The sequence below is a fragment of the Quyinboa ferrireducens genome (genome assembly GCF_042436675.1).
GTDB lineage: Bacteria > Bacteroidota > Bacteroidia > Bacteroidales > UBA5342 > JBHJHP01.
The window spans coordinates 25,749-48,629 of record NZ_JBHMVA010000010.1; the positions used below are offsets into that span (position 1 = coordinate 25,749).

At 39.2% G+C, this 22,881-nt stretch carries 23 protein-coding genes and 5 tRNA genes; all 28 read left to right on the forward strand.

Annotation, left to right across the window (positions count from 1 at the left end; all coding sequences use genetic code 11):
* Position 1 precedes the first annotated feature (1 nt).
* The 28 genes from ACE01N_RS13825 to rpoB all read left to right on the forward strand — a co-directional run bounded on the left by ACE01N_RS13825 (position 2) and on the right by rpoB (position 22,839).
* Complete coding sequence (locus ACE01N_RS13825; RefSeq protein ID WP_375726979.1) at positions 2 to 1,204, forward strand: FtsW/RodA/SpoVE family cell cycle protein; 1,203 nt, start codon at positions 2 to 4, stop codon at positions 1,202 to 1,204.
* A complete protein-coding gene (murG, locus tag ACE01N_RS13830; protein ID WP_380590058.1) occupies positions 1,197 to 2,288 on the forward strand; it encodes an undecaprenyldiphospho-muramoylpentapeptide beta-N-acetylglucosaminyltransferase in 1,092 nt (363 codons plus the stop codon). Before ACE01N_RS13825 ends, murG begins: the two co-directional genes overlap by 8 nt.
* Complete coding sequence (gene murC, locus ACE01N_RS13835; protein ID WP_380590060.1) at positions 2,288 to 3,670, forward strand: UDP-N-acetylmuramate--L-alanine ligase; 1,383 nt, start codon at positions 2,288 to 2,290, stop codon at positions 3,668 to 3,670. The genes murG and murC overlap by 1 nt, the downstream gene beginning before the upstream one ends.
* Positions 3,663 to 4,391, forward strand: coding sequence for a cell division protein FtsQ/DivIB (locus tag ACE01N_RS13840; protein WP_380590062.1), 729 nt, complete (start codon positions 3,663 to 3,665; stop codon positions 4,389 to 4,391). The genes murC and ACE01N_RS13840 overlap by 8 nt, the downstream gene beginning before the upstream one ends.
* Before the next feature lie 5 nt (positions 4,392 to 4,396).
* Positions 4,397 to 5,665, forward strand: coding sequence for a cell division protein FtsA (gene ftsA / locus ACE01N_RS13845; protein WP_380590065.1), 1,269 nt, complete (start codon positions 4,397 to 4,399; stop codon positions 5,663 to 5,665).
* 20 nt (positions 5,666 to 5,685) lie between these two features.
* A complete protein-coding gene (ftsZ, locus tag ACE01N_RS13850; protein WP_380590068.1) occupies positions 5,686 to 7,122 on the forward strand; it encodes a cell division protein FtsZ in 1,437 nt (478 codons plus the stop codon).
* Between the two features lie 10 nt (positions 7,123 to 7,132).
* Positions 7,133 to 7,585: a GatB/YqeY domain-containing protein gene (locus tag ACE01N_RS13855; RefSeq protein WP_380590071.1), complete on the forward strand. Its 453-nt coding sequence runs from the start codon at positions 7,133 to 7,135 to the stop codon at positions 7,583 to 7,585.
* A 398-nt stretch (positions 7,586 to 7,983) separates the two neighbouring features.
* Entirely contained in the window at positions 7,984 to 8,883 is a 900-nt protein-coding gene (locus ACE01N_RS13860) for a hypothetical protein (protein ID WP_380590074.1), read from the forward strand.
* 127 nt (positions 8,884 to 9,010) lie between these two features.
* Positions 9,011 to 9,361 carry a 50S ribosomal protein L19 gene (gene rplS / locus ACE01N_RS13865; RefSeq protein WP_375726987.1) on the forward strand — a complete coding sequence of 117 codons (351 nt, stop codon included), beginning with the start codon at positions 9,011 to 9,013 and terminating at the stop codon, positions 9,359 to 9,361.
* 121 nt (positions 9,362 to 9,482) lie between these two features.
* The gene (gene tnpA, locus ACE01N_RS13870) at positions 9,483 to 9,926 is read left to right on the forward strand and encodes an IS200/IS605 family transposase (protein WP_380590077.1); all 444 of its coding nucleotides are present in this window, start codon (positions 9,483 to 9,485) and stop codon (positions 9,924 to 9,926) included.
* Positions 9,927 to 9,991: 65 nt separating this feature from the next.
* A complete protein-coding gene (locus tag ACE01N_RS13875; protein ID WP_380590080.1) occupies positions 9,992 to 10,783 on the forward strand; it encodes a DUF2797 domain-containing protein in 792 nt (263 codons plus the stop codon).
* 60 nt (positions 10,784 to 10,843) lie between these two features.
* Positions 10,844 to 12,229 (forward strand): phosphoglucosamine mutase, encoded by a 1,386-nt coding sequence (gene glmM / locus ACE01N_RS13880; protein ID WP_380590083.1) that lies wholly within the window; start codon positions 10,844 to 10,846, stop codon positions 12,227 to 12,229.
* 97 nt (positions 12,230 to 12,326) lie between these two features.
* Complete coding sequence (gene rpsU / locus ACE01N_RS13885) at positions 12,327 to 12,518, forward strand: 30S ribosomal protein S21 (protein ID WP_375726990.1); 192 nt, start codon at positions 12,327 to 12,329, stop codon at positions 12,516 to 12,518.
* Between the two features lie 57 nt (positions 12,519 to 12,575).
* Positions 12,576 to 13,451 (forward strand): tyrosine-type recombinase/integrase, encoded by an 876-nt coding sequence (locus tag ACE01N_RS13890; protein ID WP_380590087.1) that lies wholly within the window; start codon positions 12,576 to 12,578, stop codon positions 13,449 to 13,451.
* Positions 13,452 to 13,468: 17 nt separating this feature from the next.
* Complete coding sequence (hpf, locus tag ACE01N_RS13895) at positions 13,469 to 13,765, forward strand: ribosome hibernation-promoting factor, HPF/YfiA family (protein ID WP_375726992.1); 297 nt, start codon at positions 13,469 to 13,471, stop codon at positions 13,763 to 13,765.
* 223 nt (positions 13,766 to 13,988) lie between these two features.
* Positions 13,989 to 14,070: transfer RNA gene (locus ACE01N_RS13900), tRNA-Tyr, on the forward strand.
* A gap of 154 nt (positions 14,071 to 14,224) precedes the next feature.
* Positions 14,225 to 14,297 (forward strand) — tRNA-Gly (locus tag ACE01N_RS13905).
* A 9-nt stretch (positions 14,298 to 14,306) separates the two neighbouring features.
* Positions 14,307 to 14,380, forward strand: a tRNA-Thr gene (locus ACE01N_RS13910).
* Between the two features lie 82 nt (positions 14,381 to 14,462).
* Positions 14,463 to 14,534, forward strand: a tRNA-Thr gene (locus ACE01N_RS13915).
* Positions 14,535 to 14,589: 55 nt separating this feature from the next.
* Positions 14,590 to 15,777 (forward strand): elongation factor Tu, encoded by a 1,188-nt coding sequence (tuf, locus tag ACE01N_RS13920; protein ID WP_375726993.1) that lies wholly within the window; start codon positions 14,590 to 14,592, stop codon positions 15,775 to 15,777.
* Between the two features lie 58 nt (positions 15,778 to 15,835).
* Positions 15,836 to 15,908, forward strand: a tRNA-Trp gene (locus ACE01N_RS13925).
* A gap of 15 nt (positions 15,909 to 15,923) precedes the next feature.
* Complete coding sequence (secE, locus tag ACE01N_RS13930; RefSeq protein ID WP_375726994.1) at positions 15,924 to 16,115, forward strand: preprotein translocase subunit SecE; 192 nt, start codon at positions 15,924 to 15,926, stop codon at positions 16,113 to 16,115.
* 10 nt (positions 16,116 to 16,125) lie between these two features.
* A complete protein-coding gene (gene nusG / locus ACE01N_RS13935; protein ID WP_375726995.1) occupies positions 16,126 to 16,674 on the forward strand; it encodes a transcription termination/antitermination protein NusG in 549 nt (182 codons plus the stop codon).
* Between the two features lie 65 nt (positions 16,675 to 16,739).
* Positions 16,740 to 17,183: a 50S ribosomal protein L11 gene (rplK, locus tag ACE01N_RS13940; RefSeq protein ID WP_375726996.1), complete on the forward strand. Its 444-nt coding sequence runs from the start codon at positions 16,740 to 16,742 to the stop codon at positions 17,181 to 17,183.
* Positions 17,184 to 17,198: 15 nt separating this feature from the next.
* Entirely contained in the window at positions 17,199 to 17,888 is a 690-nt protein-coding gene (gene rplA, locus ACE01N_RS13945) for a 50S ribosomal protein L1 (RefSeq protein ID WP_375726997.1), read from the forward strand.
* 19 nt (positions 17,889 to 17,907) lie between these two features.
* Positions 17,908 to 18,429 (forward strand): 50S ribosomal protein L10, encoded by a 522-nt coding sequence (gene rplJ, locus ACE01N_RS13950; RefSeq protein WP_375726998.1) that lies wholly within the window; start codon positions 17,908 to 17,910, stop codon positions 18,427 to 18,429.
* A 44-nt stretch (positions 18,430 to 18,473) separates the two neighbouring features.
* Positions 18,474 to 18,854, forward strand: a complete 381-nt coding sequence (gene rplL, locus ACE01N_RS13955) for a 50S ribosomal protein L7/L12 (protein ID WP_375726999.1) — start codon at positions 18,474 to 18,476, stop codon at positions 18,852 to 18,854.
* Positions 18,855 to 19,026: 172 nt separating this feature from the next.
* A complete protein-coding gene (rpoB, locus tag ACE01N_RS13960; RefSeq protein ID WP_375727000.1) occupies positions 19,027 to 22,839 on the forward strand; it encodes a DNA-directed RNA polymerase subunit beta in 3,813 nt (1,270 codons plus the stop codon).
* Positions 22,840 to 22,881 lie beyond the last annotated feature (42 nt).

Consider the following 22,881-nt stretch of genomic DNA (forward strand, 5'->3'; position numbering starts at 1 on the left):
GATGCGACAGTTTCTGAGTAAATATTTTAAAGGTGATTCCATTATCTGGATGCTGATATTGCTTTTGGCAATTATTTCAGCTATTGCAGTATACAGTTCGTCCGGAACATTGGCATACAGGTATAAAGATGGAAATACGACCTATTATATACTCAGGCACGTGGTCTTTTTGCTGATTGGGTTTGGCGTTATTATTATGGTTCACAATATTCATTATAAGTATTTTTCCAGGTTATCGTTGTTATTATTGCCTCTCTCAATCGTTTTGCTTGTTCTAACTATTTTTTCCGGAAACAGCCTTAACGAGGCATCGCGTTGGATTACGGTTCCTATTATTGGACTTAGTTTTCAACCTTCCGAAATGGCCAAGATAGCACTCATCATGTATATTGCACGAATACTCTCCATGAAACAAAAGGATGACGAGCCAACACGCGATGCATTCAAACCCATCATGATTGCCATCGGGATTGTTTGTGGACTTATATTTACAGAAGACTTCTCAACTGCTATACTGATAGCCGGTATCGGCATGTCTATGATGTTAATCGGACGGGTTCCTGTAAGTTACCTGCTATACACAGTTGGCGCGGGTGCTGTTATAATCGCATTAATTGTTCTGCTAGCCATGCAGTTCCCTGATGTTAAAGCGTTTCACAGGGTAGAGACATGGATTTCAAGGGTGGAGACATTTGGAGAAAATGACAATGCTGACATGGACAAGGCCTTTCAGGCAAACCAGGCTAAAATTGCGATCTCAACCGGAGGTTTATTTGGTAAAGGGCCGGGCAATAGCATACAGCGTGATTTCTTGCCGCATCCGTATTCCGATTTTATTTACGCCATGATAGTGGAAGAAGGTGGTTTGTTTTTCGGCATTATCGTGTTATTATTTTACCTCATCATGTTATACCGTGCCGGTGTTATTGTACGAAAGTGTCGAACTACTTTTCCTGCATTTCTGGTAATAGGTCTTATGCTTGCATTTACCTTGCAGGCGCTGGCTCATATGGCCGTAAGTGTGAACCTTATCCCGGTTACTGGTCAAACACTACCAATGGTAAGTATGGGCGGAACATCCATTCTTTTTACTTCCATTGCATTGGGGATGGTGTTGAGTGTAAGTCGTTATGCTGTCATTGAAGAAGCAGAGGAGGTAGAGCAGGGGAAAAAGGAAATTAGCGAAATCGAAGATAATGAGTAAGAAAATTATCATATCAGGTGGAGGAACAGGGGGACATATCTTCCCTGCAGTTTCCATTGCAAATGCACTAAAACAGAAAGTTAAGGACATTGATATTTTGTTTGTAGGAGCCGAAGGCCGCATGGAAATGGAACGTGTTCCTGCAGAAGGATACCCTATTATTGGTTTGCCGGTAAGCGGATTCATCCGTAAGTTAACCTTTAAAAATATTACGGTTTTGATCCGGTTATATAAAAGCCTGCGTAAAGCCAGAAAAATTGTCTCTGATTTTAACCCGGATGCCGTAGTGGGAGTTGGTGGATATGCCAGTGGTCCGTTGGTGAAGCAAGCCGTTAAAAAAGGAATTCCTGCATTGTTGCAGGAGCAGAATTCTTATGCTGGTGTAACAAATAAGTTGTTGGCTAAACAGGTAAAAACTATTTGTGTGGCTTACGAAGGAATGGAAACTTATTTTCCAGAAGAAAAAATTATTCTAACAGGAAATCCGGTACGTCAGAACCTGTTGAAAAAATTCGACAGGAAAGAGGCTGTTAAATCGTTTGGCTTTGACCCGGAGAAAAAAACGGTATTGATTTTGGGTGGAAGCCTTGGCGCACGGACTATCAATCGAAGTGTAATGAAAAACCTTGATTTAATAGGCAAAAAAGATGTGCAGTTTATCTGGCAAACCGGGAAAATTTATATTGACGAGGCAAAAGCTTCATTGCAGGGGGAGCACAAAAATATTTTTGTGACGGATTTTATTAAGGATATGGGGATGGCTTACGCAGCAGCTGATGTTGTAATTTCGCGTGCCGGTGCTGGTACAATTTCGGAACTGTGCTTGTTGGGAAAGTCGGTTATTCTTGTACCTTCTCCAAACGTGGCTGAAGATCACCAAACTAAAAATGCCATGGCATTGGTTGCAAAGGATGCTGCGATAATGGTAAAGGACATTAATGCGGAAGACCAACTTATTGGTAAAGCACTTGAGTTAAGTGCTGATGAAAATAAATTAAAAGAATTACAAACACAGATATTAAAACTTGCATTACCTGACTCTGCCAATCGCATTGCAGATGAGGTTTTGAAACTGATAAAATAATGGACCTGAAAAATATTAATAATGTGTTTTTTGTTGGCGCTGGTGGCATTGGAATGAGCGCCCTGGCACGTTATTTTAAGTTTTTAGGTAAAAATGTGGCAGGTTACGACCGGACCCGGACAGAACTGACCGATGCTTTGGTTGCAGAAGGAATCCCCGTTATTCATTGTCCCGACCCGGAATGTATAACCCGGGATTTCAGGAAGCCTGAACATACGCTGGTGGTTTACACACCGGCTGTTCCGCTTTCAACTCCTGTTATGGAATGGTTTAGGGAAGGTAATTATTCCATACTAAAACGGGCACAGGTTTTGGGTTTGCTCACCAGAGAACAAAAAGGGATTTGTGTGGCGGGAACACATGGAAAAACAACGGTTTCAACCATGATCAGCCATCTGCTTAAAAATTCATCTGTAGACTGTAATGCATTTTTAGGTGGAATATCGCTCAATTACAGCACCAATCTTCTGGTGTCGGAAAAAAGCGATTATGTGGTTATCGAAGCTGATGAATACGACCGCTCCTTTCATCAGTTACGTCCGGAGGTTGCCGTTATTACATCGGTTGATCCGGATCATCTGGAGATTTATGGCACTTACGAAAATGTGAAGGAAGGGTTCTGCAAGTTTGCATCGTTAGTTAAAAAAGGCGGAATCCTTTTGATGAAGAAAGGATTGCCATTGAATCCTGACCTGCGACCGGGAGTCAGACAGTTTTCGTATAGTATTTCCGGTCCTGCAGATTTTTATGCAGAAAAAATAAGAATTGAGAAAGGACAGTATGTTTTTGATCTGATAGCACCGGACAGAACCATTACAGAACTGACCTTAGGTGTCCCGGGTAAGGTGAATCTTGAAAATGCTGTGGTTTCACTTTCTGTGGCTTGTCTTTTGGGTTGCTCTGATGTGGAACTGAAAAACGGTATACGTACTTTTAGAGGTAATAAGAGAAGGTTTGAATATCACTATAAATCAGCTCGGAGATCATATATAGATGATTATGCGCATCATCCGAACGAGATTAAAGCAACGCTGGAATCCATCAGGGAGCTTTATCCGTCAACAAGGCTGACGGGCATTTTTCAGCCGCATTTATATTCACGCACAAAGGATTTTGCAGCAGAGTTTGCCCAAAGTCTGAGTTTGCTGGATGAATTAATTCTGCTGGATATTTATCCGGCCCGGGAAGAACCTGTTCCGGGTGTAACATCTGAGCTGATTTTTAGCCAGGTAAAGGCGGACCGGAAGATTTTGGTATCAAAAGAAAACCTTGTGAAGGAAATTGAAGAGAGCAAACCGGAATTATTGGTGTCAATGGGAGCCGGAGATATCGGAGAAATGGTTAGTGAAATTAAAAATGTAATGAAGAGATTGGATGCGTAAGGTAAGAAACATATTACTGGTTGTTATACCATTATTATATATAGTGGTGTCAATGGGATTTGTTTCAGAGAACAGTCATAAATTAATTTGCACTAAAATAGAGGTGACAGTACTCGACAGTCTTACCAATACATTTATTGATCCGGATGATGTATTGATGATGCTTAATAATGAAGGCATAAAACTGGAAGGACGCCGGATGAATGATATAAATGCACAGGAGGTGGAGGATTATATCGATAAACATCCGTCAATCTTAAAGAGTGAATGTTACAAGACGATTGGTGGAACATTCAGAATTGATGTGCATCAACGCAGACCACTGATCAGGGTATTAACAAATAAAAGTAATTATTACATCGACAGTAATGGTGATATTATGCCGTTTTCAAAGCACTATACGGCATTTGTTCCGGTCGCAACAGGAAATGTAAACGACGACAATATAAAACATGGGTTGTTTGCTTTAGGAAAATTTCTGGACGAAAGTGAATTCTGGCGGGCCCAAATATCACAGATTAATGTAGTGGATGACAGGGATGTGACTATCATTCCGCGTGTTGGGAACCATGAAATTGAGTTCGGATCACTCGATAATATTGAAGAAAAGTTTGCCCGGCTCGAAGCATTGTATAAAACAAAGTTTAATACCGAAGGCTGGAACCGGTATAAGAAAATAAGCGTTAAATTTGAGAATCAGGTTGTATGTACGAAAAAATAAGGCCCATGGAAAAATTCATTGCAGCATTAGACTTGGGAACAAGTGAAATAAGAGGTGTGTTAGGGAAAAAGGATGCCAACGGAAACGTTTCAGTTTTGGCTGTTAAAAAGGTCAAATCAGATGGCATAACTCGAGGATTAATTATTAATCTTGATACAGTGGCCCGGGCGGTTCGGGAAATTGGTCTTGATCTGGAGAAAAGCACAGGTAAAAAGATTGAAAAGTTCTTTGTTGGCTCAGGTGGAAGCATGATTTATGCCCGTCAGAACAGCTCCTATAAAAGAATGAATCAGAAAGGAGAGTTTTCCGCTGACATGATTGCCGATCTCCGAAGAGAAAATGAATCCATTGTTCTGGATTTCGATGCTGAAATTATTGATATAAAGAATCAGGGCTATATTGTTGATGATGAATTTGAAATTGTAGATCCGGTCGGCGTGCACGGATCAAAAATTGAAGGTGACTATGTGGTGATGGGCATCAAGCGTAATGACAAAGAAACAATTCGCAAATGCATTGAAAAGGCAGGCTATGAACTGGCCGGAATAGTTTTAACGCCGCTTGCAACTGCTGAAACGCTTTTAAGCAAGGATGAAAAAGAACTTGGCGCTGTATCTGTTGATTTTGGTGCAGGAAAAACAAGTGTTGTTGTTTACAAAGGAAATAAGCTGAGCCGTATCGCGGTGCTGCCGTTTGGTGGTAATGTAGTGAGTAAGGATCTGGCAACAGGATGCAATGTGATATTGGACAAGGCTGAAAAGGCCAAGATAAAACACGGATCTGCTGTTGCTGAACTACAGTCGGAAGATGACAGAATTACGATTCCTGCAACTCCGGGATGGGAAGCGAAAGAGCTTTCATTTAAAACCATGGCATACATAATACAGTCAAGGGTAGAGGAAATTTTGGCTAATGTACTCAACCAGATAGAAAAAAGTAGTGTTTACGAAAAGCTGGGAGCCGGAATTGTACTGTCTGGTGGCAGTGCACAGTTGAAAGATATACAGCAGCTGGTTAAACTGAAAACCGGACTGGATGTAAGAATTGGGGTCCCCTCGAATGTTCATGCAAATCTGAATGAAAACACATGTGCCGGAATAATGGGGATTTTAGCTGAAGCTGATGAAGATTGCGTTAAGAAAGAAGAATTTAAAACACTGGAGCATAAAAAAGTTAAACAGAAGAAACAAAAAGTGGAACGAACCGGTAACCTCTTTGGGAACTTACTGAAGACCGTAGACAACTTTTTTGATGATGAAGATAAATCGATGTAAAACACCAAAACAATAATAATATGGATGAAATACTGGAAATAGGATTGCCAAAACAAAGACCATCAATTATTAAGGTTGTTGGTGTTGGAGGAGGTGGGAGTAATGCGGTAAATTACATGTTCCATCAGGGCATTCGCGATGTCGAATTTATGGTTTGTAACACCGATGCGCAGGCACTGGATAATTCTCCCGTACCACAGAAAATACAGTTAGGTGAAACTTTAACTTCTGGTCTTGGTGCGGGAAGTAAACCAGATATTGGTCGCGAAGCTGCCCGTGAAAGTGTTAGGGAGATTGAGGAAGCTTTGGGCGGGGCAACAAAAATGGTATTTATTACGGCAGGTATGGGGGGCGGAACCGGAACCGGAGCTGCTCCTGTTATTGCAGAAATTGCAAAAGACCTCGGACTTTTAACCGTAGCCATTGTTACTATACCGTTTCTTTTTGAGGGAGCCAAACGTGTTACTCAGGCTCTGGATGGAGTAGAAGAAATACAGCGTCATGTGGATGCGCTTTTGGTGATCAGCAATCAGAAACTCAGGGAGATTTATGGTGACCTGAAACTATCCAATGCTTTTTCAAAAGCTGATGACGTGTTGTTAACGGCTACCAAAGGTATTGCTGAAATAATAACTCTGCCGGGATATGTAAATGTGGACTTTGCCGACGTGCAGACCGTGATGAAGAACAGTGGCATTGCTATCATGGGTATGGGATCTGCATCAGGCGATAGTCGGGCCTACAAAGCTATTGAGCACGCATTAATATCTCCTTTGCTAAATAATAATGATATTACCGGATCAAAAGATATTCTGCTTAATATTACTTCTGGTAATGTTGAAATCACCATGGATGAGGTAGGCCAGATAACAGATTATATTCAGGAAAAAGTTGGACTTGAGGCTTCCATAATCTGGGGTACAGGGAGTGATGCGTCTCTTGGGGATGCCATTAGTGTTTCGATTATTGCAACTGGCTTTACAGAAAAAAGTATTCCGGAACTTGTAGAAAAACAGAAAAGCCGGGTGAGAAAGTTTAATCTTGAAGATGATGAAACCGCTCCTGATCCGGAACCTGAAGATGATGTTCCTAGGTTGGAGTTTGGTAAAGAGGAACCGGAAGAACTTCCGATAAAGGAAGTGGATTTTACCAAGAAGGAGATGGATGATAAAGCCCGGTATGAACTGTTTTATGGAAACAAAAAAAACAATGCTGGATTTGAAGTTTCAGCTCCTGCGGCAAAAAAACATCCCATAGGATTAAAAACTTCACTTTCGGCTGATGATCTGGAAAATGATAAACTGATTGATATGATGGAAAATATTCCTGCATATCAAAGAAGTAATGTAAATATTTCAGGCAACGAACCGGAAGAGGTTTCCCGTTTCAGCATTAATGAAAATGGTGAAGGCATTTCGTTGAATGAGGATAATTCGTTTTTTACTAATGTAGATTAAAATACAGGCTATGAGCTTAGAGCAAAAAGTAAATGAGGAACTTAAACAGGCTATGAAGGCCAAGGATAAAGTTAAACTTGATACCCTGCGAGGAATTAAGAAGGAAATAATTGAGGCTAAAACGGCTAAAGGTGCATCCGCAGAACTGACCGAAGATGTGGAAATGAAAATCTTGCAGAAGATGTTGAAACAACGGCAGGATTCTGCAGCAATTTATGATGAACAGAACAGATCTGATCTGGCTGAAGATGAGCGGAATCAGGCGGCTGTAATTTCGGAGTTTTTGCCGAAACAATTATCCCCTGATGAACTTGAAACTGAGATATCAAAACTTATAACTGAGCTGGGAGTGGATTCTATGGCCGGCATGGGTAAAGTGATGGGGGAAGCAACCAAACGTTTTGCCGGTAAAGCCGATGGTAAAACCATTTCTTCTATTGTGAAAGATAAATTGGCACATTAGGATTTATATCATGCATAAAAAAAACTCGCTAACAGCGAGTTTTTTTATTTTAGGCTAATGGGCTTCAAGTTAAGGATTTTTGGAAACCTAACAAGTTTTAAGGATGAACGTTACTTGCACTACAAATGTATGGTGAGTTTTGGAAATAAAAATCACATAAAACCATAATTCTTTATATCACGGAAAACCGTTAGTTTTCTTCTGTGTTAGGCTTTATGAAAGGACTTTATATGGTTGCTTTGTTCATGCTCATGATGAAAAAAAATAACTTTTGTTCAGGACGTATAAAGCACTTAATTATTTTGATATACAATATAATTTGTTTTTTTTTGTTTCTGAATAATGAGTTATGCAAGATTTATTTATATATCTTTGTCGTTAATTGAATGTTAATGTAGATGGGCCTTAGAAAAAGCTACCATATATATCTGTTAATTTTGCTAATCAGTTGTTTTATTTCCACTACAGCTTATTCACAATATTATGGGTACAATAAGGGATATGATATCTCTAAGGGTTTATCTGTATCCGTAATGTTCGGTCCAACAATTTTTGCCGGCGATCTTGGAATGGAACTTTTTCAGAGTGAAGCCAGTAAAGTTAATAAGCAAAATAACTATATGGGAATATCATATGGTGTTCTTTTTGTAAAAGATATTGTTGAGGCTGCCAGCGTTCGTCTGCAGTTTAATCGTGGTACTCTGCAGGGTACGCGTTTAAACGAAGATGGCAATCCATTACTTGAATTTAATACTAATCTGAAGTATGAAATGAGCCTGGGTGCTCATGTGAATATAAATAATATTATTGGAGGCTATTATAATTATAGGATTGTTAACTTCTATACGATCACCAGCCTGATGATTCTTTCTTACGATCATCAGGCCATGCTGGGATCTGCCCATCCTGCTTATGTTGTAGGTGGAGATAATACCGATAGAACACATTATCCGTATTTGAATGGTGTTCCGGAGACACAAACCATATTTATGACAAAGTTGGGCGGAGGGGCCAGGTTCAGAGTAGATAACAATTGGAGTGTCAATTTTGAATTAACAGGAAATCTGCCATTATCCTCAAGTATGGAAGGTGCTGATTTGCTGGATGGTTACCAGACTTATTCCGATGGAACTCCAACAAAATATTCTGATTTTTATTATACGGTTCAGGTTGGTGTTCAGTATACGTTTAAGTCTAATGGTTTCAGGTCATTACCAAAATACAACCGGAAATCATACAAGTATAAGTATAAGCGGTTTAAATATAACCCGGGACGTAAACGTCTGTTGCGTCGCTAAATATTTCCCGTTAGGATTTGTTACAATAAAATTATTGCTATCTTTGCAACCCGAATTTCGTGTAATCGCTGGCAGAATAAGAGTGGTCTGTTATGTTACGCGTTGATTAACAGTTAAATAAATAATCATGGATTTGATTAAAGCAGTAGAACAGGAATTTAGCGCAGAAGTAAAAGAGTTCCCTAAATTTAAGGCAGGGGATACCGTTTCTGTAGATTACAAAATTATTGAGGGTAACAAAGAACGTGTACAGCAGTTTCGTGGTGTGGTTATTAAAATTAAAGGGGAAGGATCAAAAAAATCCTTTACTGTAAGAAAAATGTCTGATAACATTGGAGTGGAGAGGATTTTTCCATTCGATTCACCATTTATTGAAAATATTACTGTGAATAAAGTTGGTAAGGTACGTCGGGCTAAATTATTTTATTTGCGCGGTCTTACTGGTAAAAAAGCAAGAATCAAGGAGAAACGATTTTAATAAATTTTTTTAGAGGAAGAGCCGTCCGTTTGGACGGCTTTTTTTATTGTAAATTAAAAAAACTTCCGTCTTTGACGGAAGTGCGCCCCGATGGTTTTACCATTTTTAGTAATTTTGGCTTATGCCAAAATACAGGAAATTAACACATTGCATATATAGTTGTAGCTATCATATAGTATGGACACCCAAGTACAGGTTTCGCATTTTGGAAGGAAAAGTAAAGGAGATAATTGAATCAAGGATCTCTCAAGTATGTGAATGGTATGATGTTGAAATAGATGAGATGAGCATAATGCCAGATCATGTGCATATAGTTTGTTCGATACCACCCAAAAAGTCAGTATCCAAATTTATGGGGATACTAAAGGGGAAAACAGCAGTTCAAATATTTGCAAAGAAATGCTCATTAAAAGAGAAGCCATATTGGGGAAATCATTTTTGGGCAAGAGGCTATTTTGTGAGTACGGTAGGCATAGATGGGGATTTGATCAAACGTTATGTAAGATATCAGGAAAAAGAAGAGAGGCAGAAAGAGCAAGATGGCACGGACTATAAACTCTTTTAGAGTTAATTTTAAAACAAAGCCACCACTTTTAGTGGTGGTTGTTTACTTATGCAAATCAAAATCTCATGGCCGAATACATTTTAAAGAAACTGGATGCTCAGATGGGCAATCCTGTAAGCTATTCCATTGGGGCCGCTGCAACACTTGTGCGTTTGAATGATCTTATTGGATCAGAAGTAGAAATAGTGTATAAGAATAAAATAGTTTGCAGTTGGTGTGGTAAGCAAACCAATAAATCGTTTGGGCAGGGTTACTGCTATAACTGCTTTGTTTCGTGTCCCGAAACAGAGGAATGTATTTTAAGACCGGAGCTGTGTAAAATTCAATGGGGTGAGGCGAGAGATCTGCAATGGGCTGCAGACCATCATTTGCAACCACATTATGTTTATTTGTCATTTACCAGTAATTTTAAAGTTGGGGTGACCCGAAAAACTCAGGTGCCGACACGATGGATTGATCAGGGGGCATTGGCTGCAATGGCTGTCCTCGAGGTTCCCAACAGGCATATTGCAGGTGTTGTGGAGGATTACATGAAACAGTTTTTTTCCGACAGGACGAAATGGAATGAAATGTTGAGTATTATATATTCCGATATTGATTTTTCTGAAAGTTACACATTGTTTTTAGAACAATTACCGGAAGAATTTAACCAGTATATTATTAAGGATCCACAAATACAAACCATTACGTATCCTTACCAGGTTGTTCCTAATGGTTTGAGGAATATAAACCTTGAAAAGGAAAATACTGTTAAAGGAACGCTTGCCGGCATTAAAGGTCAGTATCTTGTTTTTAAAGATGGTAAGGCAATAAATATCCGAAAATATACAGGATACCTGGTAGATCTGATTTTCTGATGTAACAACGTTTTGCCGGTGGAGTATTAAGTCGTAAATTTGTGCCTTTAAAATTTGACTATGACCCTTATAAAATCAATATCAGGCATTCGGGGTACTATTGGAGGTGCGCCGGGAGAAGGATTAACTCCATTGGATGTTGTGAAGTTTTCAGCAGCATATGCAAAATGGCTGGAGCAAAATACATCAGTTAAAAATAAAAAAGTTGTGATTGGTAGAGATGCCAGGGTTTCAGGTCCGATGGTGGTACAACTTATTGAAGGTACCCTTATTGGAATGGGAGTAAATGTTGTTAATATTGGTCTGGCTTCAACGCCGACTACCGAAATGGCAGTTATTAATGAAGCAGCACAGGGAGGTATTATTGTAACAGCAAGTCATAACCCGTTTCAATGGAATGCACTGAAACTGTTAAATGACAAAGGTGAATTCCTCTCTGCAAGCGAAGGTGAAAAAATACTGAAGATAGCTGATAGCAATAGTTTTCAATTTGCTGACGTACATAATCTGGGAACTGTAAAGGTTAAGGAAAATTACGATGATCATCATATAGATAAGATACTGAAACTGGATCTGGTAGATGTAGATGCAATTAGCAAGGCCAGGTTTAAAGTTGCAATTGATTGTGTCAATTCTGTTGGAGGGATTATTTTACCTAAATTATTAATTGCTCTTGGTGTTGAAGAAGTTCTGGAGCTTAATGTAGAACCGGATGGGCATTTCCCTCATAATCCCGAACCGTTGCCGGAAAATCTTACTGACCTTTCTGCCTTAATTAAGGATCAGAAAGCTGATATTGGTTTTGTGGTTGATCCGGATGTGGACCGTTTGGCTTTAGTGTGTGAGGATGGCTCTATGTTTGGTGAAGAATATACCCTGGTTGCTGTCGCGGATTATATTTTAGGATCAATACCAGGCAATACCGTTTCTAACCTGAGCTCTACCAGAGCTTTAAGAGATGTTACTGCTCGTCATGGAGGGAAGTATGCTGCTTCAGCCGTTGGCGAAGTAAATGTTGTGGAAAAAATGAAAGAAACCGGAGCTGTTATTGGTGGGGAAGGTAATGGTGGTGTTATATATCCTGAATTGCACTATGGTCGCGATGCATTGGTTGGCGTTGCATTGTTTCTGACTTATCTGGCAAAACAAAACAAGACACTTACGGAACTTAAGGCTACATTTCCATATTATCATATTTCAAAGAATAAAATTGAGCTTCCTCAGAACGTAGATGTTGATGAGGTGCTGTTAAAACTAAAGGATAAATTTGCAACAGAAAAAGTTACGGACATTGACGGTGTTAAAATTGACTTTGAAAAGAAATGGGTTCATTTAAGAAAATCAAATACGGAACCAATTATCCGGATTTACAGCGAGGCCGAAACGGAAAAAGCCGCTAATGAGCTGGCTATGAAATTTATTGGTGAAATTAAGACGCTTTTGTAAATAGTTTTATGAAAAGTGATTAAAAACTTTGCATTTTAATTTTCATTGTATAATTTTGCATGCCAATTTAAATAAACGAAATTAAAAAGAATATAATATGATTATTGTTCCTGTAAAAGAGGGTGAGAACATCGAGAGAGCGTTAAAAAAATTTAAACGTAAATTCGAAAAGACAGGTGTTGTTCGTGAATTGAGATCGCGTCAGGCTTTTACCAAGCCATCTGTAGAGATGAGACAGCAAAAACTCAAAGCTATTTACAAGCAGCAACTTCAGCAGGAAGAAGATTAAAGTATTTTGGGCAGTCCCTATAATTTTCGTATATTCGTTTAGGAGATTTGCCCATATATGTTGATTGATCAATTTCTAAAATATATACAGTATGAGAAGAATTATTCTACTCATACTGTTTTTGCTTATAAAAAGGATATAGAACAGTTTTTTGAGTTTCTTGGGGGAGATGAACCAAAACCCGAAAACGTTGATAGTTCTGATATCCGCCTGTGGATTTCCCAACTTTATGATGACGGTATTTCGCCAAAATCGGTTAACCGAAAACTTTCCTCGTTAAAATCTTTTTTTAAATATCTGCACAAGCAGGATATCGTTAAGTCTGATCCGGCCCAATTGGTAGAAGGACCCAGGATTCCCAAACGACTTCCAACTTTTATTAAGGAGAAAGAAATGGAACTTTTGCTTGGTGATGTAGATTTTGGAGACAACTTTGCTGCTGTTAGAGACAAGGCCGTTGTAGAGATGTTTTACGGAACCGGGATTCGCTTAAGCGAGTTGGTTTCACTCACACATAAGGGTGTTGACTTGCCATCAGGAGTAATTAAGGTTACAGGGAAAAGAAATAAGCAGCGCCTGATTCCGCTCAACAGAATGTTGGAAGAAACACTTTTAACATATATTGATGAAAAAAGTAAAAATGGGTTCAACTTTGATGGATCGTTTTTTGTTACAAATAAAGGAGAGGACGTATATGAAAAACTAATCTACAGAATAGTGAAAAAACACCTGGCTATGATCACTACGCAATCGAAGAAAAGTCCACATGTATTACGACATACATTTGCAACGATATTATTAAATAAAGGTGCTGATATTAACGCTGTAAAAGCACTTTTGGGTCACGCCAACCTGTCTGCAACGGAAGTATATACGCATAATACTTTCGAAGAATTAAAAAAAGTTTACAACAAAGCTCATCCCAGAGCTTAAATTATGGAGGTAAAATTATGGATATCCGTATTAATTCAGTTCGTTTCGACCACTCTGAACAACTTGAACAGTTTATTCAGAAGAAAGTAGGTAAATTAGATAAGTATTTTGAAGGTATAATAAACGTAGATGTGATCCTGCGTGTTGTTAAGCCTGAAAGTTCAATCAATAAAAAAGTAGAATTAAAGGTTAATGTGCCTAATAGTGAGTTATTTGCAGACAAGACAGCTGATTCTTTTGAAGAGGCTTTGGATTTAACAATTGATGCGGTAAAAAAACAATTGACAAAACACAAAGAAAAATTAAAACGTTAGTTTTTAAAGCGTTAATACCAGAGGCTTTTGGCAGTGCCTCAGAAAGTGAATTGCAGACAGAAAAAAAAGATGAAAAATTTTTGTAAGAAAAAATTATTCTCTACATTTGCACACCGTTTCGTCAGGGTACTGTCGGAACGGTTTTTTAAAGTTCTTTTTTTTGGTGGAACAAGATTGAAGCAGATTAATCAGTGATGTTAATTTGAACAATTTTTTAATATTTGGGAAGATACCGAAGCGGTCAAACGGGGCAGACTGTAAATCTGTTGGCTCAGCCTTCGTAGGTTCGAATCCTGCTCTTCCCACTTTAAAGAATTTACTTAACGAAGTAAGTTCTGCGCAAAAGGAAAACAATCTGAGTCAGATTAATTAAAAAGATTAATGACCGGCTTTTGCATATAAAGACAAGGTTCTTTGAGACAATGATCTGATCGAGCAGTTTTAATGCTAAAAAAATTTGCGGGAGTAGCTCAGTTGATAGAGCATCAGCCTTCCAAGCTGAGGGTCGCGGGTTTGAGCCCCGTCTCCCGCTCTGCTTTTTGCCGGATTAGCTCAGTTGGCCAGAGCACGTGATTTGTAATCTCGGGGTCCTCAGTTCGAATCTGAGATCCGGCTCTTTATCTTATTTAATGATCAGGTAAAGAAGACCTCAAATTATTACCTTGAGGTGTAGGGGGAACCCTAATCTACCGAGTTTGCCGACGTAGCTCAGGGGTAGAGCGCTTCCTTGGTAAGGAAGAGGTCACGGGTTCAATTCCCGTCGTTGGCTCTAAACATGAGAATTTAACATTTAATTATTTATAAAACATATAATCGTTTGAGTTATGGCTAAAGAACATTTTGATCGGTCGAAACCTCATGTTAATATTGGTACTATCGGTCACGTTGACCATGGTAAGACTACTTTAACTGCAGCTATTACAACTGTACTTGCCAAAAAAGGTCTTTCTGAAGTAAAAGCTTTTGATTCTATTGATAATGCACCTGAAGAAAAAGAAAGGGGTATTACAATTAACACTGCACACGTAGAGTATCAAACTGAAAAACGTCACTATGCGCACGTTGACTGTCCGGGACACGCCGACTATGTTAAGAACATGGTAACTGGTGCTGCTCAGATGGATGGTGCAATTCTTGTTGTTGCCGGTACTGATGGTCCTATGCCTCAGACTCGTGAGCACATCCTGCTTGCTCGTCAGGTAAACGTACCTCGTATCGTTGTATTCCTCAACAAAGTAGATATGGTTGACGATGCAGAGCTTTTGGAACTTGTTGAAATGGAAGTTCGTGAATTACTTGACTTTTATGAATTTGATGGTGACAACACACCTATTATTCAGGGGTCTGCTCTTGGTGCATTAAATGGCGAACCGGAGTGGGAAGAAAAAGTCATGGAATTAATGGATGCAGTAGATGAGTGGATTCCACTACCTCCACGTGATATTGACAAGCCATTCCTGATGCCAGTAGAGGATATCTTCTCAATTACTGGTCGTGGAACTGTAGCAACAGGTCGTATTGAATCAGGAATCATTAAAACTGGTGAAGAAATGCAGATCATCGGTCTTGGTGCTGAAGGTAAGAAAACCGTATGTACTGGTGTTGAGATGTTCCGTAAAATTCTTGATGAAGGACAGGCTGGTGATAACGTAGGTCTTCTGCTTCGTGGTATTGATAAAAACGAAGTTAAAAGGGGTATGGTTATCGTAAAACCAGGTACAATTAAACCTCATATTAAAGTTAAAGCCGAGGTTTATATCCTGAAAAAAGAAGAAGGTGGACGTCACACTCCGTTCCATAATAAGTACCGTCCTCAGTTCTACATTCGTACACTGGATGTAACAGGTGAGATTACACTTCCTGAAGGAACTGAAATGGTAATGCCTGGTGACAACCTGACAATTACTGTTGATCTTATCTATCCGGTAGCTTGTAACGTAGGTTTACGTTTCGCTATCCGTGAAGGTGGTAGAACAGTTGGTGCGGGTCAGATCACTGAAATTCTTGAGTAATTATTTAATTCTCAAAATATAAGATAAGTCCCGGCCATTTCATGACTGGGACTTTTACACGGGTTTAGCTCAGTTGGTAGAGCACTGGTCTCCAAAACCAGGTGTCGGGAGTTCGAGTCTCTCAACCCGTGCAATCAACATTTATTATGAAATTAGTAGATAATATAAAAGCTTCGTATGACGAGCTTGTAAACAAAGTGACCTGGCCAACCTGGTCAGAACTCGTTAACAGTTCAATTGTTGTTTTAACTGCTTCCGTTTTAATTGCGCTGTTAATATTTATTATGGACTTAGGCTTCAAGAATTTGATGGACTTTATCTACAATTTAGTTTACTAATCAATTGGGCATGACTGAGAAATTAGAAAAAAAGTGGTATGTATTAAGGGCTATTGGTGGTAAAGAGAAGAAGGTAAAAGAACTTCTTGAACACGAAATGGCTAATACCGATTTAGGGAAATACGTTTCTCAGGTATTAATCCCAACAGAGAAGGTCTATCAAATCAGGAACGGTAAGAAAATCAGTAAGGAGAGAAACTTTTTTCCTGGTTACATCTTAATCGAAGCAGCACTCGTTGGTGAAGTGCCTCACACATTAAGAAATTTAACCAATGTAATCGGCTTCCTGGGGGATGGTGGAGAACTGCCGACACCTCTGCGATTATCTGAGGTTAACAGGATTTTAGGAAAAGTGGATCAATTGGCTGATTCTGATGAAGAAATGGCCGTTCCTTTCTTCGTTGGCGAAACCATCAAAGTTACTTCAGGACCTTTTAACGGGTTCAATGGTATCATTGAGGAAGTTAATGAAGAGAAGAAAAAGTTGAAAGTGATGGTTAAGATCTTCGGTCGTAAAACACCGCTGGAGCTTGGCTTCATGGATGTTGAGAAGGAATAGGCAATGGATGTTACGCATTTGTCAGAATTCCTGTAAAATTAACAATTTCAAAGTAACGATTTATCATGGCTAAAGAAATTGCTGGACTTATAAAGTTACAGATCAGAGGAGGAGCAGCGAATCCCTCACCACCAGTAGGACCTGCATTAGGTGCTAAGGGTGTTAATATCATGGAGTTTTGCAAGCAATTCAATGCCAGAACTCAGGATAAAGCTGGTAAAGTATTACCGGTTGTTATCACTGTATATAGCGATAAGTCGTTCGATTTTGTCATCAAAACACCTCCTGCAGCAGTTCAGTTGTTGGAAGCCGCTAAGTTAAAAAGCGGTTCTGCTGAACCAAACAGGAAAAAAGTGGCTCAGGTAACCTGGGATCAGGTAAAGGCCATAGCAGAAGACAAAATGAGCGACCTTAACTGCTTTACAGTAGAGTCTGCCATGAGAATGATTGCAGGTACTGCACGAAGTATGGGAATCACTGTTTCCGGAGAGTTTCCGGTTAATCAATAAAACAGAATTTTGAAAATGAGTAAATTAACAAAAAATCAAAAAGCTGCTTTAGAAAAGATTGAAGCCGGAAAAGCCTATACTCTAGCTGAGGCATCAGCATTGGTAAAGGAAGTAACCTATACCAAATTCGATGCATCAGTTGATATAGATGTTCGTTTAGGTGTAGATCCTAGAAAAGCTAACCAAATGGTTAGAGGTATTGTTTCACTTCCTCACGGAACAGGTAAAGAAACCAGAGTACTGGTTCTTTGTACTCCCGAAAAGGAAGAAGAAGCAAAAGCAGCTGGAGCAGATTACGTAGGTTTGGATGACTATATTGATAAGATCAAAGGTGGTTGGACAGATGTTGACGTAATTATTACCATGCCTCCTGTAATGGGGAAAGTTGGTCAGTTAGGACGAATCTTAGGGCCTCGTGGTTTAATGCCAAACCCTAAGAGCGGTACTGTTACAATGGAAGTTGGTAAAGCTGTGAGTGAAGTTAAACAAGGTAAAATTGATTTTAAAGTTGATAAATACGGAATTGTACACACATCTATCGGTAAAGTAAACTTTACACCCGATAAACTGGTGGACAACGCTAAGGAATTTATTGACACCTTGAATAAGCTGAAACCATCTGCTGCCAAAGGAACTTACATTAAAAGCATTTATCTTTCAAGTACCATGAGTCCTGGTATCAAAGTGGACCCTAAAGAGTTTTAATCTTTAATAGGACAAGAAAATGAAAAAGGAAGATAAAAGTGCATTAATAAGCGATTTGTCATCAAAACTTGAAGAGTATAGTCACTTCTATTTAGCTGATATTGCAGATCTCGATTCTGTAAAATCAAGCAATCTTAGAAGAGAGTGCTTCAATAAAGACATAAAGCTGATTGTAGTTAAGAATACACTTCTTAAAAAAGCTCTTGAAAACAGCGAGACAGATTATAGTGAACTCTATCCTGTTTTAAAAGGAAATACATCGGTAATGTTTAGCAATACCGGTAATATTCCTGCAAAACTTATCAAGGAATTCAGAAAAAAAGCAGATAAGCCTGTGCTTAAAGCTGCTTATGTTGAAGAGTCTTGCTATGTCGGTGAAAATCAGTTGGATTTTCTCGCAACTATTAAGAGTAAAGATGAGCTCATTGGTGATCTTATTGCCTTGTTGCAATCACCAGCTAAAAATGTTATCTCAGGCCTTCAGGGTGCTGCAGGTGGCAAAATCCACGGCTTGTTAAAAGCAATGGAAGAAAGAGAGTAGTTTTTTATATCAAATTTTTGAAATATAATTAAATAAATAGAAAAATGGCTGATTTGAAAAAATTTGCTGAAGAGTTAGTAAACCTTACAGTTAAAGAAGTAAATGAATTAGCAAGCATCCTCAAAGAAGAATATGGTATTGAACCTGCTGCCGCTGCTGTTGCCGTTGCTGGTCCTGCTGCTGGTGGAGAAGCTGGTGCTGCTGCTGAAGAAAAAACAGAATTCGATGTTATCTTAAAATCTGCAGGTGCTTCTAAACTTGCGATCGTTAAACTTGTTAAAGAATTAACAGGTCTTGGTCTTAAAGAAGCAAAAGCAGTTGTAGATGAAGCTCCAGGTGCTATTAAAGAAGGTGTTAGCAAAGACGAAGCTGAAGCACTCAAAAAACAGCTTGAAGAAGCTGGTGCTGAAGTTGAAGTTAAATAGAACTGCGCCGGTTAATCCGGATTACGGTTTAGAGCCTCTCTGAGGTTCTAAACCTTTTTCTGTATATAAAAGTCCTTGATCTTCGGGCTGTTTTGAAGATCGTATTTTGCAGATTTGCATAGTGAATTATGAGAGCATAATTCAGTCATTCATAAAACTAATTGATTGGTAAATGTCTTCAGTACAAAAAAAAGAGAGGATTTCTTTTGCCTCAATCAAAAATCAATTGGATTATCCTGATTTTCTGGAGGTCCAGATTAAGTCGTTTAAAGAGTTTTTTCAGTTAGAATCTACACCAGAGAACAGAAAAAACGAAGGTTTATACAGCGTTTTTGCTGAGAACTTTCCGATAACCGACACCCGAAATAATTTTGTATTAGAGTTTATAGACTATTACATCGATCCCCCGAGATATTCCATTCAGGAATGTATTGAAAGAGGATTGACGTTTAGTGTACCTCTGAAAGCAAAGCTAAAATTATACTGTACTGATCCTGAACATGAGGATTTTGATACAGTAATTCAGGATGTATACCTGGGGCCTATCCCTTACATGACTGAAAAAGGAACATTCGTGATAAACGGCGCAGAACGTGTTATCGTTTCTCAGTTGCACCGTTCTCCTGGTGTGTTCTTCGGACAGAGTATACATGCAAACGGAACAAAACTTTATTCAGCCAGAATTATTCCTTTTAAAGGTTCCTGGATTGAATTTGCCACTGATATCAACAATGTGATGTATGCATACATCGACCGTAAGAAGAAACTTCCGGTTACTTCGTTGTTGAGGGCAATTGGTTATGAAACCGATAAAGATATTCTTGAAATTTTCGACCTCGCAGAAGAGGTGAAAGTTTCAAAAGCAGGTTTAAAACGTATCGTGGGAAGAAAACTCGCAGCACGTGTTTTGAAAACCTGGATCGAAGATTTCGTGGATGAAGATACCGGTGAAGTGGTATCCATTGAACGAAATGAAGTAATAATTGACAGGGAAACAATTATTGAAAATGAACATATTGACGAGATACTGAATTCAGGAACTCAAACGATCCTTTTACATAAGGAAGATTTGAGCCATTCAGATTTCGCGATCATTTACAATACATTACAAAAGGACCCGTGTAACTCGGAAAAAGAGGCTGTCTATCATATTTACCGTCAGTTGCGTAATGCTGAACCGGCGGATGATATGGCTGCACGTGATGTATTGGATAAATTGTTTTTCTCAGATAAAAGATATGACCTTGGTGATGTTGGTCGTTACCGTATCAATAAAAAACTCGGTATGGAGATTGATATGGATGAACGCGTACTCACCAAACAAGATATTATTGCCATTATCAAACACCTGATAGAGTTAATTAACTCTAAAACAGATGTGGATGATATTGACCACTTAAGTAACCGTCGTGTTCGTACTGTAGGTGAACAGCTTTACAACCAGTTTGGAGTAGGTTTATCACGTATGGCCAGAACCATTCGGGAAAGAATGAATGTTCGTGATAACGAGGTTTTTGCTCCGATTGATCTGATCAACTCAAAAACTATTTCATCTGTGATCAATTCATTCTTTGGAACTAACGCACTGTCACAGTTTATGGATCAGACCAACCCCCTGGCTGAAATGACCCATAAGCGTCGTATGTCTGCATTAGGTCCTGGTGGTCTGTCGCGTGAGCGTGCCGGTTTCGAGGTACGTGACGTACATTATACACACTACGGACGTTTATGTCCGATTGAAACACCTGAAGGTCCGAACATTGGTTTGATATCTTCACTTTGTGTTTTCGCCAAAATAAATAATCTTGGATTTATTGAAACGCCGTATCGTAAAGTAAAAGATGGCGTTGTAGACTTGTCGCTTGAAGGATCAATATATTTGAGTGCAGAAGAGGAAGAAGGAAGAACCATAGCACAGGCAAACGCTCCGTTAAACGAAGATGGCAGTTTTGTTAATCAGAAAGTTAAAGCCAGATTAGACGGTGACTTCCCGCTTGCTGAAGGTTCTGAAGTAGATATGATGGACGTTGCACCAAACCAGATTGCATCGATTGCAGCTTCTTTGATTCCATTCCTGGAACATGATGATGCGAACCGTGCGTTGATGGGATCTAACATGATGCGCCAGGCTGTTCCACTGATTTCTCCTGAAGCTCCACTTGTTGGTACAGGTCTTGAAGGAAAAATAGTAAAAGATACCAGAACTCAGCTCGTAGCTGAACACAATGGGGTTGTTGAAAGAGTTGATGCTGAGGAAATAGTTATACGTTACGAACGTACCGATGATGAAGCATTTGTTTCTTTTGATGATAACCTGAAAGTATACAAAGTTCCCAAATTTAATAAGACTAACCAGAACACATGTATTAACCTTCGTCCTATTGTTGAAAAAGGTGAATCTGTTGTGAAAGGTCAGATTCTGACTGAAGGTTATTCTACGGATAACGGAGAACTGGCATTGGGACGTAACCTTCGTGTTGCCTTTATGCCATGGAAAGGATACAACTTTGAGGATGCGATTGTAATTTCTGAGCGTGTGGTAAGGGAAGATCTTTTCACTTCTATACATATTGATGAATATGCACTGGAAGTAAGAGATACCAAACGGGGTCTCGAAGAATTGACATCCGACATTCCAAACGTTAGTGAGGAAGCTACAAAGGATCTGGATGAAAATGGATTAATCAGGATTGGTGCTCACATTAAACCGGGTGATATATTAATAGGTAAGATTACTCCAAAAGGAGAATCTGATCCGTCACCGGAAGAGAAACTGTTGCGTGCCATCTTTGGAGATAAGGCTGGTGATGTAAAAGATGCATCGCTAAAAGCTTCTCCATCATTGTCTGGAGTAGTTATAGATAAGAAGCTGTTCTCCCGCGCAGTGAAATCACGTAAAGGTAGGGCAGGTGATAAGCAGATTATTACCAAGATTGATACAGAGTTTGAAGAAAAGGCAGCTACTTATAAAGAACGACTGATTGAAAAATTATTCGTGCTGGTTAACGGTAAAACATCTCAGGGCGTTAAAGATAATCTGGGTACAGAAGTTATTCCTAAGGGTGTTAAGTTTACTCAGAAACAACTTGCCGAGCTGAACTACGAAGATATCAACATCGATAAATGGACAACTGATAAACATAAAAATGATATGATCCGTGAGTTGATCATGAACTATCAGTTGAAATTTAAAGAACTTGATGCAAGAACCAAAAGACGTAAGAACAGCATTCAGGTCGGTGATGATCTTCCGGCAGGTATTGTTCAGCTTGCTAAGGTTTACATTGCGAAGAAACGTAAACTTACAGTTGGTGATAAAATGGCAGGTCGTCACGGTAACAAAGGTATTGTTTCACGTATCGTTCGTTTTGAAGATATGCCGTTCCTTGAGGACGGATCACCTGTTGATATTGTTTTGAACCCACTTGGTGTACCTTCAAGGATGAACCTTGGTCAGATTTATGAAACTGTTCTTGGCTGGGCCGGTAGAGTATTGGGATGTACTTTCGGTACGCCAATTTTTGACGGTGCTAAGCTTGAGGATATTGATAACTGGATGGCTAAGGCTAACTTGCCGGCTTTTGGTAAGTCTCAACTTTACGATGGAGGAACAGGTGAGCCATTCGATCAGCCGGCTACTGTTGGTGAGATCTACATGCTGAAACTTGGCCATATGGTTGAAGATAAGATGCATGCCCGTTCAATTGGTCCATACTCATTGATAACCCAGCAACCATTGGGTGGTAAAGCACAGTTTGGTGGTCAGCGTTTTGGTGAAATGGAGGTATGGGCACTTGAAGCGTTTGGTGCATCTCACATCTTACAGGAAATCCTTACTGTTAAGTCTGATGATGTTATTGGAAGGGCTAAAGCTTACGAGGCAATCGTTAAGGGTGATGCAATGCCAACTCCTGGTATTCCGGAATCATTAAACGTGTTGTTGCACGAACTTCGTGGTTTGGGCTTAAGCATTAACCTGGAGTAGTGAGTGGTGTTCTTTAATTGAATTTTTGATTTTTAATATATT

Excerpts from the sequence above, each read along its gene's own strand:
- ACE01N_RS13825 (WP_375726979.1), top strand. The coding sequence starts at position 2 with ATGCGACAGTTTCTGAGTAAATATTTTAAAGGTGATTCCATTATCTGG.
- murG (WP_380590058.1), top strand. The coding sequence starts at position 1,197 with ATGAGTAAGAAAATTATCATATCAGGTGGAGGAACAGGGGGACATATC.
- murC (WP_380590060.1), top strand. The coding sequence starts at position 2,288 with ATGGACCTGAAAAATATTAATAATGTGTTTTTTGTTGGCGCTGGTGGC.
- ACE01N_RS13840 (WP_380590062.1), top strand. The coding sequence starts at position 3,663 with ATGCGTAAGGTAAGAAACATATTACTGGTTGTTATACCATTATTATAT.
- ftsA (WP_380590065.1), top strand. The coding sequence starts at position 4,397 with ATGGAAAAATTCATTGCAGCATTAGACTTGGGAACAAGTGAAATAAGA.
- ftsZ (WP_380590068.1), top strand. The coding sequence starts at position 5,686 with ATGGATGAAATACTGGAAATAGGATTGCCAAAACAAAGACCATCAATT.
- ACE01N_RS13855 (WP_380590071.1), top strand. The coding sequence starts at position 7,133 with ATGAGCTTAGAGCAAAAAGTAAATGAGGAACTTAAACAGGCTATGAAG.
- ACE01N_RS13860 (WP_380590074.1), top strand. The coding sequence starts at position 7,984 with ATGGGCCTTAGAAAAAGCTACCATATATATCTGTTAATTTTGCTAATC.
- rplS (WP_375726987.1), top strand. The coding sequence starts at position 9,011 with ATGGATTTGATTAAAGCAGTAGAACAGGAATTTAGCGCAGAAGTAAAA.
- tnpA (WP_380590077.1), top strand. The coding sequence starts at position 9,483 with ATGCCAAAATACAGGAAATTAACACATTGCATATATAGTTGTAGCTAT.
- ACE01N_RS13875 (WP_380590080.1), top strand. The coding sequence starts at position 9,992 with ATGGCCGAATACATTTTAAAGAAACTGGATGCTCAGATGGGCAATCCT.
- glmM (WP_380590083.1), top strand. The coding sequence starts at position 10,844 with ATGACCCTTATAAAATCAATATCAGGCATTCGGGGTACTATTGGAGGT.
- rpsU (WP_375726990.1), top strand. The coding sequence starts at position 12,327 with ATGATTATTGTTCCTGTAAAAGAGGGTGAGAACATCGAGAGAGCGTTA.
- ACE01N_RS13890 (WP_380590087.1), top strand. The coding sequence starts at position 12,576 with ATGTTGATTGATCAATTTCTAAAATATATACAGTATGAGAAGAATTAT.
- hpf (WP_375726992.1), top strand. The coding sequence starts at position 13,469 with ATGGATATCCGTATTAATTCAGTTCGTTTCGACCACTCTGAACAACTT.
- tuf (WP_375726993.1), top strand. The coding sequence starts at position 14,590 with ATGGCTAAAGAACATTTTGATCGGTCGAAACCTCATGTTAATATTGGT.
- secE (WP_375726994.1), top strand. The coding sequence starts at position 15,924 with ATGAAATTAGTAGATAATATAAAAGCTTCGTATGACGAGCTTGTAAAC.
- nusG (WP_375726995.1), top strand. The coding sequence starts at position 16,126 with ATGACTGAGAAATTAGAAAAAAAGTGGTATGTATTAAGGGCTATTGGT.
- rplK (WP_375726996.1), top strand. The coding sequence starts at position 16,740 with ATGGCTAAAGAAATTGCTGGACTTATAAAGTTACAGATCAGAGGAGGA.
- rplA (WP_375726997.1), top strand. The coding sequence starts at position 17,199 with ATGAGTAAATTAACAAAAAATCAAAAAGCTGCTTTAGAAAAGATTGAA.
- rplJ (WP_375726998.1), top strand. The coding sequence starts at position 17,908 with ATGAAAAAGGAAGATAAAAGTGCATTAATAAGCGATTTGTCATCAAAA.
- rplL (WP_375726999.1), top strand. The coding sequence starts at position 18,474 with ATGGCTGATTTGAAAAAATTTGCTGAAGAGTTAGTAAACCTTACAGTT.
- rpoB (WP_375727000.1), top strand. The coding sequence starts at position 19,027 with ATGTCTTCAGTACAAAAAAAAGAGAGGATTTCTTTTGCCTCAATCAAA.